We start from the raw sequence: 13,389 nt of genomic DNA, 5'->3' as shown, positions 1-13,389 counted from the left end.
AATGGAATGACCGCCTATGATAATTTATTATTTAAAGAATAATGAAAGGAATTAAAATGATGGAAGGAAAAAAATACGAACTAGCAACCTTTGCAGGCGGCTGTTTCTGGTGCATGGTCAAACCATTTGATGAATATCCGGGAATCCATAAAGTCGTTTCCGGCTATTCTGGCGGCCATACGAAAAACCCTACTTATGAAGATGTTTGTACAGGTGAAACAGGGCATTATGAAGTTGTGCAAATCACTTTTGATCCGGCTGTTTTCCCGTATAAAAAATTGCTTGACATCTATTGGCCGCAAATAGATCCGACTGATGACGGCGGACAATTTTTTGACCGGGGCAGCCAATATCGAACCGCTATTTTTTATCATAATGAAGAACAAAGAATTTTGGCAGAACAATCTAAAGAGGAATTGGCAAAAAGCGGACGGTTCAATAAGCCGATTGTCACGAAAATTCTGCCCGCCTCAACTTTTTATCCAGCGGAAGAATATCATCAGCATTTTTATAAAAAAAACCCGGAAGAATACGTTCAGGAGCGGCAAGCGTCCGGACGGAATGATTTTATTAAAAAACATTGGGAAAAATAATAGAATTGCTGATCCGTTGTCAATTATAATGTCATTTTATGAACAATTTGCTTATTAATGTTTCATCACTCTGTCACTTTTGTTCAATAAAGAAAATGTTACAATAATCTAAGAGAAACTATTAGTGAGGAAGATGATAATGAGTGAGAAGCGTTCCATGAAAGATAGAAATTTTGCACCATTGATTATTACATTTTCCATCGTTGTAAACATTATCATTGCCGTTTTATTTTTCATGCCCAAGAACCATAAAAGCGTGCCGTTTGATCTCACCATTTTCCCGAGATTAAATGCAATTTTTAATTCATTTACTTTCGTATTCTTATTAGTTGCGCTTTACTTTATTTTAAGGAAAAACGTTAAAATGCATAAACGATTTATTTTAGCGGCGTTTACATCAACGGCTTTATTTCTTATTTCCTATCTTATATACCATTCATTTGCTCCAGATACGCATTATGGCGGCGAAGGAATCCTTAAGTATATTTACTTTTTCGTATTAATCACACACATCACATTGGCGCCGATTATTGTCGTGCTGGCACTTTTCACCTTAACATGGGGATTTCAGACGAAAGTCGAAAGGCATAGAAAATGGGCTCGCTGGACAATGCCATTGTGGCTGTATGTCAGCTTAACAGGCGTTATTGTTTATTTGATGATTTCCCCATATTATCAGTAAGCTTATAACATAAGCGCTAAGAAACCTCTCTGTGTTATCGCAACAGAGAGGTTTCTATTTGGAGATTAAACATCCATGCTCATTATCCTGTCATTGAAAACGATCATTTGTCTTGAAAATTGCCTGTAACTGTGTTGAAAATCCATTCATAACCATCCTTGGCTCTGATAACAAGATGATCACCACGATTTTCAATAACTTTAACCGCTCCATGTTTGCCAGGTGTTTTAAATTTCTTTTCACTTATCAGCAATCGTTTGTTATTTAATTGGTGGACAATGATAACGCCCTGTTTAAGATCGTTCTTAAGAGCCCCTGCTTCAACGGTTGAGTATTTCCCTTTACTTTTCGGGCTCTGATTAGTTCCTCTCCAACCATTGGTAAAATTAACCTGATGATTATTGATTGGATCATCAATGTGTGACAGTATTTTGGCTGTCCATTTTTTGTCATGCTGAATGACATCAGGGATAGACTTCACATCAGCCTTTAGCCTATATTTATTGCGAGCTTGCTGCATATCTTTTAAGTGCCGGTTTTCAATCGCTTGCTTTATTGCCGGCAGATGAATATTATCGCTTTTTTTCATTGAAGCAGACCGTTCACTAGAGGCCGATTTTACAGTTGTATCGCTGCTTTGGGCTGAAGTTTCATCTGTCCACCATGTGATGTCTGTAGAATATGGAAGTTCTGACTGGCGGGTATCAGGGTCTTTGTTAAGTTGATCGTATAGCTGCTGCCATCCTTCTTCAGGCTTATTATCTGTTCCTGCTATACAGTTGCTGTCTTGTTGGTTACAGGCGCCGTCTTGTGTCATTGCCCCTTTCAATTGCATGCCATGATCATGTACTGCCGCATATTTGCTTATATTTTGCCATTGTTTCGCTGATGTACCGGATTCGTTGTAAATTTCGGGAATAGCCAACGCCGGCGGGGCTCCCCACGAGATTTGATAGATGTCCTCTTGCGTCCAATTATTGCTGCACATCCCATTGCCGGAGCCTGTTGGGGCATCTTCGGCCGGACAGCCGTCGGCGCTGCCATAATTATATAAAAAGTAACGATAGGCGGAAGCGTACCCATCCACCCATTCTTTCGTAGCGTCAGGACTATTAAATATTGGTTCCATATCATTGCCGCCGTCTAAAACGACTTGATCAGAGTATGAGTGATCAGCATTATAGCTGGCGATATGATTCACCATCTCAGCCCATGCTTTGCCGTTCGAATAAGTCGCCTGGCTTGAATTATTCGTTCCTACAACTAAGTGTATGGTCGATTGATTATCTGACCCTGTCCCTTTCCAATAGCCTTTTGAATAAGCCTCAACAGCATTCTCCACTTCTTGAAGCGAAGCATCCGGCCCTCCAAACAAAGAAGGCCCGCTGTCGGCGCTTTTCGTTTGACTGCCAAAATCAAGGATAATCACGCTGTTTTGTGTACCCGGTGTTTTATTATCTTCCTGTCCTTTCTGATATCCCATGTCATAAAGCGTATTAGTATCGATAGTATTCATATAATAGCTTTGACTTGCCGGAGGAGGCGACACAGCATATGCAGGTTTAGAAATAAAAATAATGAAAGCCAACAAAGCTGTCATCATCACACAGCAAACAAGGCTTTTTCTTTTAACAGGAAAAAAGATATTCCTATTAATCACATCATTCCCCTCTCTTTTCTATCTTTATCGTTACAATCATAATGTTATAGTTTTTTAAACTGCTCCACTTCACCCTATTTTCCTAAATTTTGACGCCGTTTGACATTATTCCGCCGAAAGAAACAAACCAAAAGCACTATCGTATCGAATGCAATCGAAAAAACCGGAGAAAATGATACTTATTCCTCCGGCTTGTAAGTCCTTTGACCTCACATTTAAATTAGCATGATGTACACAAAACCTAATGCTTAGTCACATTTTTTCTTTTATCACTTGATAATATCGATCCTTAGATTAAAAATCTTTGAGATTTTTTGATGTTTCATACATTGCTAGTATTTTAGGACTATGGAAAGCTGATCACTCGCGCAGCCTCCTTATCATTGATGTTGGCCCCGAAAACCAAATGATCGCTTTTATTTTTTGATTATAAAAATGATTTTGAATACATTTTTGTGTATAATATATATAATATAAACAATTTTAAATTGTTTTAAATTTTTTGCTGTTTTGCATGAAAAAACTCAAATAGAAGGAAAGGTGTTGCTTTCTAGGCATGAATTTAGAAAAACAGAGCGATTTTAAAAGAAAATTAAATGTTGTTGATTTAACGCTGCTTGGTTTAGGATCCATCATTGGTTCCGCATGGTTATTTTCCTCGCAAATAGCCGCTACTTATGCCGGGCCTGCAGCGGCCGTTTCATGGGTACTCGGCGCCCTCGCTATTGGACTTTTAGCATTAACATGCGCTGAACTTGGCGGCGCGCTGCCGCATACAGGGGGACTTGTCCGTTACCCGAATTATTCCCACGGCCCTATCCTTGGATATCTCTCCAGTTTTATGTTCTTTATCGCCACTTCTGTTGTCCCGGGACTCGAAGTGGAAGGCATGCGCACTTATGCCAGCCAGTGGTTCCCTTCGTTAGGGGCTGCGAATCCAACTCTCCTCGGCTGGTTTGTTCAGTTCGCTATTTTAATTATATTTTTTCTTTTAAATTATTGGAGTGTTAATGTTTTCGGAAAGGTTAATTCAATCATTACCTTCCTTAAGTTTGTGATCCCAATTATGACAGTGATTGTTTTGCTCACCCAATTACATCCAGCGAACTTCCATATGCATGGATTTGCGCCATTCGGCTTCAGCGGCATTGAATCTGCTGTGTCAACCGCTGGTATCGCCTTTGCCTTTATGGGCTTCCAGCAGCCGATTATTTTTGGCTCTGAAGCCAAAAACCCCGGTCGTACCATTCCATTAGCAGTCTTGCTGTCGCTTGGGTTAGCGACTATTTTATATCTGTTTCTTCAATTTTCTTTCGTCGGCGCTTTGCCGGATCACGTTGTTCAGAAAGGCTGGAGTAAGCTGTCGTTTAGTTCACCGTTTGCGGATCTTGCTGTGCTGCTTGGATTGGCTTGGCTCGCCAATACAATGTTAGCCGATGCTGTTCTTTCCACTGGAGGTACAGCTAACATTTATATGGGGGCGACGGCAAGAGGCGTCTTTGCTTGGTCTAAAAATGGAACGTTCTTTAAAATATTTGCAAAAGTCGATAAGAAGACTGGTGTTCCCCGCCCTTCACTTTGGTTTACATTTATTTTATCTGTTTTTTGGACAGCACCTTTTCCATCTTGGGATAAACTGATCAATGTCGCCTCGTCGGCTGCGGTTCTTTCCTATATTTTAATCCCTATTTCAGTGGTGGCGCTGCGCCGGTCAGCGCCGGATTTGCACAGGCCATTTAAGCTGAAAGGCATTTCGATTATCGGCCCGCTTTCCTTTCTGATCGCATCTTTTATTGTCTATTGGACAGGATGGCAAACGATCTCTTGGCTGATAGGGTTAGAAATGATGATGTTTATCGGTTATCTGTTTTCTAAGAAAATCATTCAAGCTTCCAAGATTGCTTTTGCTCAACAAATCAAATCAAGTATATGGCTGATTGTCTATTGTTTGGCTATGATTGCAATCAGCTATTTGGGGACATTTGGTGGAAGAGGTATTTTGCCTGCACCATGGGATCAGATTGCCGTTATTATTATATCGTTAGCCGCTTATTACTGGGGCGTTGCCAGTGCACTTTCAACACCTGCTTTTGAAGAAAGTGATGGAGTTGAACTTAATGCGAAAAAAGAATATGCTTAGCCGTTTGGGAGCACCTGCTGACGCGCAGGTGCTCTTTTCCGTTTTTTAACATATTACGCTATCTTTCTTCATGAATTTCAGCCTATTCTATCCAATAACAGCTCCGTATGAAATATGTTAAGGTGCCGTTAACTTTTGCTCATTCAAAGTAAAGATGGTAATGCCTTTGGCATCCCGGATTAAATTCAGCGCGGCACTTTGGACAGTTTGAATCACATTCCAAATATTCTTTGATTGTAAGTTCATATCTGCACGCCCCGCATAAAACAGCCTTTGTCTCCTGTTCTGACCTCGTCCAAACCTCTGCAGGATGATCAGCTAATGCTTCGTGGCATTCATAACATGGAAAGTAAGTTCGGCAGCATTTAAATTTTATCGCGATAATATCCTTCTCCGTGTGATAATGCTTACAGCGTGTTTCTTCATCTGTGTCAACACCTAAAACTTTATGTCCTTTAATCTCCATAAATCCTCCTGAATCTAAAAGACTGCTAACTTTATTATAATACAAAAATTAAAGACAGGCCGCCGTATAAGCAGCCTGCCCTATTCCATAGATTGAGATATAATAGGATTTTCTTTCAAACTTAAGTTTGTTTGCCGGTATTAACAGAGATGCCAAGACCTTCCGCAACTCTTTCGCCGTATTCAGGATCGGCCTTGCGGAAATGCTCAATTTGCCGCAATTGAATGTCCTTCTTGACCGGGCGCATGGCGTCTACAATGTTAGCCGCTAACCGCGAACGTTCTTCTTCACTTAACAGCCGGTATAAATCCCCTGGTTGAGTATAGTGGTCGTTTCGATCATAAGCGGCACTTTCGGCAACGCCTGAGACCGGAAGCGGTGCTTGAACGGCATCCGGGACTTCTTTCGGACCATTGAAACTGTTCGGTTCGTAGTTTCCTGATGCCCCGCCATTGCTGTCGAAACGCATCGCACCATCGCGCTGATAATTGTTTATGTCATTCAAAGGACGATTGACTGGAAGCAATTGATAATTCGTTCCTATCCGATAACGATGAGCGTCATTATAGGCGAATAATCGGCCTTGCAGCATTTTATCAGGGGAAAAATCAATGCCAGGGACAATTGTTGCTGGAGAAAATGCAGCTTGTTCAATCTCCGCAAAGTAATTTTCCGGATTTTTGTTAAGCACCATTCGCCCAACTTCAATCAGCGGATAATCCTTTTGCGACCAGACTTTTGTCACGTCAAAAGGGTCAAATTTGTAATGTTCTGCATCTTCAAGCGGCATGATTTGTACATATAGTGTCCACGCCGGATAGTCGCCTTTTTCAATGGATTGATACAAATCACGTGTAGCGTAATCTGGATCTTCACCAGCTATTTTCTTCGCTTCTTCAGCTGTTAAATTTTCAATGCCTTGTTCTGTTTTGAAGTGATATTTTACCCAAACGGATTCTCCGTCTTCATTCGTCCATTTAAATGTATGGCTGCCATATCCGTGCATGTGGCGCCATGTTCTCGGAATGCCGCGGTCCGAAAATAGAATGGTCACTTGATGCAATGACTCGGGCGACAATGAGAAAAAGTCCCAAACCGCATTTGGATCTTTGCAATTTGTTGCCGGATGGCGCTTTTGCGTATGAATGAAATCAGGAAACTTAATGGCATCCCGAATAAAGAAGACCGGCGTGTTATTGCCGACAAGATCATAATTGCCGTCCTCTGTATAAAATTTTAATGCAAACCCCCGGGGATCTCGTTCTGTATCCGCCGAACCTTTCTCACCGGCGACAGTTGAGAAGCGCGCCAGAACCGGCGTACGTTTGCCGACTTTTGATAAAAATTTGGCTTTCGTCCATTTCGTCACATCGTTAGTGACTTCAAAATACCCGTGCGCTCCCCCTCCTTTCGCATGTACGACACGCTCTGGGACACGTTCACGATTAAAATGGGCCAACTTTTCAACCAGATGAACATCTTGCATTAAGACAGGGCCGCGTGATCCGGCGGTTATTGAATTTTGGTTATCGCCTACTGGCGCACCCGTATTCGTCGTTAGGGATTTTTTATGATTTGAATCGGTCATTAGAAACTCACCTCAGATTTTTAGTGGTTACAACTAACATTATAATTGATACCTAATAAAAATCAATACTTTTTAATAATAATTATAAATTAGTTGCAGTTATAAACTTCGCCTTACTCATTAAATACCCCGTTTTTATTCAGGATAAAACCTATTTAACTACCTTTTTAATAAAGCTGGGCTTTGCAAGTCATCGATTCCTCAAGAAGAAAAAGGGGCAAATGACCGCGATCACTAAATCTACAAAAATGAAAATGAAAATGATTTTCAATGTATACATTTTATTGACGGATAATGAAAAAGGTTGAAATTTGGACAACTTATTCCGAATTTATTGATCTGCGGCTTTTTCTGAAAAAAGAAATCATCTTGGCGGCAGAAGGCAGAGGTTAATGAGACTTAATAAGCGAGCCGCCGCCTCCCCCTTCCTTTCTCTCCTTAAAACCTTTTAAAAAAATCATATTTAATATATGAATTTATGATTGACAAGATAACTATATAGTGAAATAATAAAAATGCTGTGTAGTGATAATGATTATCATTTCCAACCTAGTATAATACCTACTATTGAACTACATAAGGAGGATGACTAATGAAAACAACTAAAAGACTTCGTTATGGACTTATGGTTGGGGCAACTGTATTGTCGCTTGGAGTCATGAGTGCGTGCGGCAGTGCGAATGATTCATCTCAGGCCGGCAAATCAGAGTCTTCGAAATCAGATTCAAAGACTTTAACAATATACAATGGACAGCACGAACAAACGACAGAAAAATTGGTAAAGGCTTTCGAGGAAAAGACCGGCATTAAAGTTAAAGTGCGCAATGGCGGAAGCAGTGAACTCGCCAACCAAATTGCCGAAGAAGGCAAGAACTCGCCTGCGGATGTCTTCTATTCAGAGGAATCTACGCCTTTAGCAATGCTTGCCGATAAAGGCATGCTGGAAAAAGTTGATTCAAATACACTTAAGCAGGTGCCTAAACAATACAGTGATAAGAACGGTGATTGGATCGGCGTAACAGCAAGGACGCGTGTTGCCGTTTACAATACTGATATGATTTCTGAAAAGGAATTGCCTAAGTCTGTTCTCGACTTTGCAAAACCAGAGTGGAAAGGCAAAGTCGGTTATGTTCCAACAAGCGGCGCTTTCCAAGAGCAAGTTGTTGCTATCGCAAAAACTAAAGGAGACGACGTCGCAAAGAAATGGCTTGAAGGCCTCAAAAAATACGGCAAAAAATACAATAACAACGGTGCAGCATTAGATGCGGTTCGCCGCGGCCAAGTGGAAACTGCTCTTATCAACAACTACTACTGGTTCCGTGAAGCAAGCGAATTAGGCAAAGACAAAATGCATTCTAAGCTTTATTACTTTAAAAACCAAGATCCGGGCGGTTTAATCACGATTTCCGGTGCCGGAGAACTTAAATCAGCCAAACATAAAAAAGAAGCGGATGAATTCCTTAAATTTATAACCAGCAAAGAAGGACAGGAAGTTCTGGCTAAAAATAGCGAAGAATATCCGCTTCACCCAGGTGTCACATCTAAATATGATCTTAAACCGTTAAATGAACTTGAGCCTCCTCATCTCTCGCCTTCCGATCTAGGTGACGGCCAAAAAGCATTGAAGCTTCTGCAAGAGGTCGGCTTAAACTAATGCTTGGGTTCATATCGAACGGTAAATGCCATCAGCGGAGGAAAATTCACTTTCCTCCGCTATGGATGTTTGTACCGACAATTATTGTCATTCTATTTGTTTTGCTGCCCTTAGTATATATCATACTAAGAGCTAAACAAGCAGGATGGCATACTGCGATTGAGTTAATATTTCGGCCGAGAGTTTATGAGCTGCTTAGGAATACTGTTCTTTTGACTGCAACCGTTACACTGGCTTCAATGACTATCGGTTTAATAACAGCTTGGTGCATTGAAAGGAGCAATTTGCCGGGAAGAAGGATATGGAATGTTATATTGACATTGCCTTTCGCTGTTCCTGCCTTTGTCAGCAGTTACAGCTGGGTTTCATTAAGCCCTAAGCTGCAGGGGTTCGGCGGCGCGGCATTAATACTAACGCTGTCAAGCTATCCGCTTGTTCACCTTCCCGTAGCAGCTTCCTTGCGGGGCATGGATCCGGCATTAGAAGAAACAGCTCGCTCATTAGGCTACAGCCAGTGGCGAACTTTCTGGCGGGTGATCCTTCCGCAAACGCGCCCTGCTTTATTTGGAGGAGCGCTTCTTATTGCATTGCATATGCTTGCGGAATTCGGCGCTTTATCATTATTAAGGTTTGAAACATTTACAACTGCTATTTATGATGAGTATCAATTGGCATTCAGCAACGCTTCAGCGGCCATGCTTGCTGCCGTTCTGCTCGTTCTTTGCCTTATATTACTGTTTTTTGAAGTGATAGTCCGAGGGCGTGCGCGCTATGCTAGAATTGGCAAAGGCGTCGCTAGACTAAGAAAACGCGTCCCGCTTGGAAAAACAATGCCGTTAGTCATCGTTTTTTTCATTATGCTGGCTTTGTTAGCCATCGGCGTACCTATGGCGATGCTTGTCTATTGGCTGATTATTGGTAGTTCCAGAGCCTTTCCAATCTATGAGTTAGGGACTGCCATTATTTCTTCACTCGGATTGGCTTTCGGCGGCGCCCTTTTCACAATCATTTTTGCGATTCCAGTTGCAGTGCTTGCTGTTCGTTATCGCGGCTATTTAGCAACGTTAGCTGATAGACTCCCGTATATGCTTCGCGCTGTGCCGGGATTAGTGATTGCCCTTGCGCTCGTATTCTTCTCTGTTAATTATGCTTATTCTTTGTACCAGACGACATTTCTTTTGTTGATCGGATATGCTTTATTGTACTTGCCGCTTGCTTTAGCATCCATCAGGGCTGCTGCAGAACAGGCGCCGATTCGTTTGGAAGAAACCGCACGAACGCTTGGAAAACGGCCATTTCAGGTCTTTTTCTCTGTCACTTTGCCGCTTATCCTGCCCGGAATCGGATCAGGTGCAACTCTCGTATTCCTTGAGGGAATGAAAGAATTAACGGCAACATTATTGCTTCGTCCAACAGGGATTAATACGCTTGCTACTGAAGTATGGACGCATACGTCGAATACTGAATATGCTGCTGCGGCGCCTTTCGCGGCTCTGCTCGTGCTCGTTTCAGGTATACCTGCTTATTTGCTTACCAGACATAGAAATAAATTCTGATATCATCACATGTTCAAAAAATATGCGAAACAGTACTTTTTGGGGGGATTTATAATGAAAGACTTGCGGATAACGTCGCTTAATAAGTCATTTGGAAAAGTTAATGTGCTTCGTGATGTTAACCTGCATGTACCATCCGGTCAAATCGCGGCTGTACTCGGTCCTTCTGGATGCGGCAAAACAACGTTGCTAAGAACGATTGCCGGTTTTGAAGAACCTGAAATCGGCCAAATTAAAGTCGGTGATACAGTCGTCTGCAACAGCAGCCGCACCCTGCCGCCGGAAAAGCGTAAAATTGGGTATGTTCCCCAAGAAGGCGCTTTGTTTCCTCACCTTACTGTTGCCGGCAATGTTGCCTTTGGCTTACCGCGCAAGCTGCGCCGCTCAGGCCGTGTTGAGGAGATGTTAGAGTTAACTGGAATGGCTAATTTGGGCGATCGCATGCCGCATGAGCTTTCAGGCGGGCAGCAGCAGCGGGTGGCGCTGGCCCGAGCACTGGCTCCCTCGCCATCACTTATTCTTCTTGATGAACCTTTTAGCGCATTGGATGCCGGGCTCCGGGCTGCGCTTCGTGAAGATGTCCGCCAGGCTCTTAAAGAATTAGGAACAACGGCTATTATCGTTACCCATGATCAGGAAGAAGCCTTGTCAATGGCTGATATTGTGTCAGTTATGAAGGATGGGCAAATCATTCAAACGGCTGATCCAATGACATTATATAAATCCCCTGTTGACCTTGAAACAGCAAATTTTGTTGGTGAAACAATCCAGCTGACAGCAAATATCAAAAACGCCTGTGCCAATTGTATATTTGGCCAATTACCTATCCAGTCATGCTGTCAGGCTTCATCTAACCAAGCGACAGTCATGATTCGCCCTGAGCAATTTATCATCCAGCATCCGGAAGAAGGCATCCGCGCCCAAGTCACCGCAGTGAAATATCTTGGCCATGACGCACTGCTTACTTTACGCATCATTGATCATCCCCAAGGAGAATTTGAGGTCTCTGCCAGGGTAAGCGGTTTGTCTAATTATAATATCGGCGATATTGTCGGTTTGAAAGTTGACGGCGAAGTGATGGCCTATCCTTTCAAAAACAAACAAGATCAAATATCAATGCCGGTATAATATCCAAACCATCCCTTGTTTTTGGGATGGTTTTGTTTATTCCGCCAGCCTGGCCTCCCGGCGAATGGAACAATCCTCCTTGTGAGCCGGGCTGAGTTGTTCTAGGGTATTTCCCCAACCATTGTATAACAAATAGCTGAACTTGATGCCGTTCTGAATCCGCAACATCCAAAATGACATTAACAGGAAAGCAGAATGGTTAGAACATTGAAAATTAAAATGATATATGCTATCGTGTATATTACAAGCCTTCTGAAAATTAACGAAATTGTTTTCTGTACAGGTGTAACTTACTTTTCCTATTATGAAGTTATGAATCGCGGGGTGATAATGTGAAGAAGGCAACAGGTCAATTATGCGGTTCCAGACAGACAGCCGAATTTTATGTTAATCCAGCGGACGGGACTGCTATTTTAGATCATAACCATCATAGTTTAAAAGATTTGCCGTGGGATATTCCTGTTTCGGGAACAATCTATGGCACGGCTCTGAATTATAAGGGCGCGCTTGCTGCTCTCGGTGAATCCGTTAATGAACCGCCTTATCAAGCGCCGCCAAAAGCGCCTATTTTGTATATCAAACCTGCAAATACGATCATCAGCTGCGGCATGCCGATTCCATTGCCTGAAGATATTACAGAGGTTGAAATCGGCGCTGCCCTCGGCATTGTCATTGGCCGGACAGCGGTGCGCGTAGATGAAGAACAAGCTGAATCATACATCGCCGGTTACACGGTCGTTAATGATGTCAGCATCCCCCACGAAAGCGTTTACCGGCCGGCTGTAATGCAAAAATGCCGTGACGGATTTTGCCCTGTGGGTCCTTGGGTCATCGACAGGAAAGCGGTTACAAATCCAGATGATTTAAATGTAAGGGTTTTTATTAATGGGGAATTAAAACAAAGCAACAATACGAATAACCTTATCCGCCCTGTCAGCCGCTTGATCTCAGATGTCACAGAATTTATGACACTCAATGCCGGCGACGTCCTTCTCGTCGGCGTGCCCGAGAATGCGCCGCTGGCTAAAAAAGGCGATATTGTCAGAATTGAAATTGATGAAGTTGGTGTATTAGAAAATCATATTGCAAGCGAAAAAGAACTGGTTAAGGAGGCCGTACGATGAAACGAGCACGCGTTGCCTATGCCGGCGCTATTCATCATGCCGTAGAGTTTAACGGCCGGTTAAAATTAAATGATGGGAGAATGGTCTCGGAAAATGAAGTCGTGTGGCTCCCTCCTATCGAGCCTCGCACTGTTTTCGCACTTGGGTTAAACTATGCCGATCATGCCAATGAATTGGCATTTAAAGCCCCGACCGAGCCGGTGGTCTTTTTGAAAGGCCCAAACACGTTCGTCGGTCATAATGCTCAAACACGGCGTCCTTCGGATGTTGCTTATATGCACTATGAATGTGAATTGGCTGTTGTTATAGGCAAAAAAGCCCGCAATGTCAAACGAGAAGAAGCTTACAATTATGTCGAAGGCTACACTGTTGCCAATGATTATGCGCTTCGGGACTATCTGGAAAACTACTATCGACCTAACTTAAGAGTCAAAAACCGGGACACTTGTACACCTATCGGACCATGGCTCGTCGATGCTGAAGATGTCCCTGATCCTATGAATCTTACCCTTCGCACTTACGTTAACGGGAAAATAACACAAGAAGGAACAACAAGTGATATGATTTTCAGCATTCCTGATTTGATTGAATATTTAAGCGGATTCATGACGCTGGATAAAGGCGACGTTATCCTTACCGGCACGCCTAAAGGGTCGATTGATACTGCAGTCGGCGATGAAGTGGTTACGGAAATAGAAGGCATTGGCCGGCTTGTCAACACGATTGTCAGCGATGAAGCCTTTTCAATTGCCGGATCGGAAACTTAAATGATATGTGTTGGAACGCCTGTCATGGCAA

The 13,389-nt window shown here is 42.6% G+C and carries 11 protein-coding genes; 8 read left to right on the top strand and 3 right to left on the bottom strand.

The window, feature by feature from the left end; genetic code table 11:
• Positions 1–59 precede the first annotated feature (59 nt).
• Positions 60–593: a peptide-methionine (S)-S-oxide reductase MsrA gene (gene msrA / locus JOD45_RS11460; RefSeq protein WP_205004070.1), complete on the top strand. Its 534-nt coding sequence runs from the start codon at positions 60–62 to the stop codon at positions 591–593.
• Between the two features lie 157 nt (positions 594–750).
• Positions 751–1,275 carry a DUF420 domain-containing protein gene (locus JOD45_RS11455; RefSeq protein WP_380898760.1) on the top strand — a complete coding sequence of 175 codons (525 nt, stop codon included), beginning with the start codon at positions 751–753 and terminating at the stop codon, positions 1,273–1,275.
• A gap of 103 nt (positions 1,276–1,378) precedes the next feature.
• On the opposite strand, the gene JOD45_RS11450 is transcribed toward JOD45_RS11455, so the two are convergent.
• Entirely contained in the window at positions 1,379–2,935 is a 1,557-nt protein-coding gene (locus JOD45_RS11450; RefSeq protein WP_205004029.1) for a hypothetical protein, read from the bottom strand.
• 556 nt (positions 2,936–3,491) lie between these two features.
• Here JOD45_RS11450 and JOD45_RS11445 point away from each other — a divergent pair.
• On the top strand, positions 3,492–5,075 hold the full coding sequence (locus tag JOD45_RS11445; RefSeq protein WP_205004028.1) for an APC family permease: 1,584 nt from the start codon (positions 3,492–3,494) through the stop codon (positions 5,073–5,075).
• A gap of 139 nt (positions 5,076–5,214) precedes the next feature.
• Here the strand turns inward: JOD45_RS11445 and JOD45_RS11440 are convergent, their stop codons facing one another.
• Positions 5,215–5,541, bottom strand: a complete 327-nt coding sequence (locus JOD45_RS11440; protein ID WP_205004027.1) for a CHY zinc finger protein — start codon at positions 5,539–5,541, stop codon at positions 5,215–5,217.
• Between the two features lie 121 nt (positions 5,542–5,662).
• On the bottom strand, positions 5,663–7,129 hold the full coding sequence (locus JOD45_RS11435; protein ID WP_205004026.1) for a catalase: 1,467 nt from the start codon (positions 7,127–7,129) through the stop codon (positions 5,663–5,665).
• Positions 7,130–7,721: 592 nt separating this feature from the next.
• On the opposite strand from JOD45_RS11435, the gene JOD45_RS11430 reads away from it, so the two are divergent.
• The 5 genes from JOD45_RS11430 (at position 7,722) to JOD45_RS11410 (ending at position 13,358) form a co-directional block, all read left to right on the top strand.
• The gene (locus JOD45_RS11430) at positions 7,722–8,783 is read left to right on the top strand and encodes an iron ABC transporter substrate-binding protein (RefSeq protein ID WP_239549238.1); all 1,062 of its coding nucleotides are present in this window, start codon (positions 7,722–7,724) and stop codon (positions 8,781–8,783) included.
• The gene (locus tag JOD45_RS11425) at positions 8,783–10,339 is read left to right on the top strand and encodes an ABC transporter permease (protein WP_239549237.1); all 1,557 of its coding nucleotides are present in this window, start codon (positions 8,783–8,785) and stop codon (positions 10,337–10,339) included. The genes JOD45_RS11430 and JOD45_RS11425 overlap by 1 nt, the downstream gene beginning before the upstream one ends.
• Positions 10,340–10,393: 54 nt before the next feature.
• A complete protein-coding gene (locus tag JOD45_RS11420) occupies positions 10,394–11,467 on the top strand; it encodes an ABC transporter ATP-binding protein (protein WP_205004025.1) in 1,074 nt (357 codons plus the stop codon).
• A 332-nt stretch (positions 11,468–11,799) separates the two neighbouring features.
• A complete protein-coding gene (locus JOD45_RS11415) occupies positions 11,800–12,591 on the top strand; it encodes a fumarylacetoacetate hydrolase family protein (protein ID WP_205004024.1) in 792 nt (263 codons plus the stop codon).
• Positions 12,588–13,358 carry a fumarylacetoacetate hydrolase family protein gene (locus JOD45_RS11410; protein ID WP_205004023.1) on the top strand — a complete coding sequence of 257 codons (771 nt, stop codon included), beginning with the start codon at positions 12,588–12,590 and terminating at the stop codon, positions 13,356–13,358. Before JOD45_RS11415 ends, JOD45_RS11410 begins: the two co-directional genes overlap by 4 nt.
• Positions 13,359–13,389 lie beyond the last annotated feature (31 nt).

Source organism: Scopulibacillus daqui (assembly GCF_016908855.1).
Classification (GTDB): domain Bacteria; phylum Bacillota; class Bacilli; order Bacillales; family Sporolactobacillaceae; genus Scopulibacillus_A; species Scopulibacillus_A daqui.
Note: the sequence above shows the minus strand (reverse complement) of the source record. Positions and strands in the feature narration are given on the sequence as shown.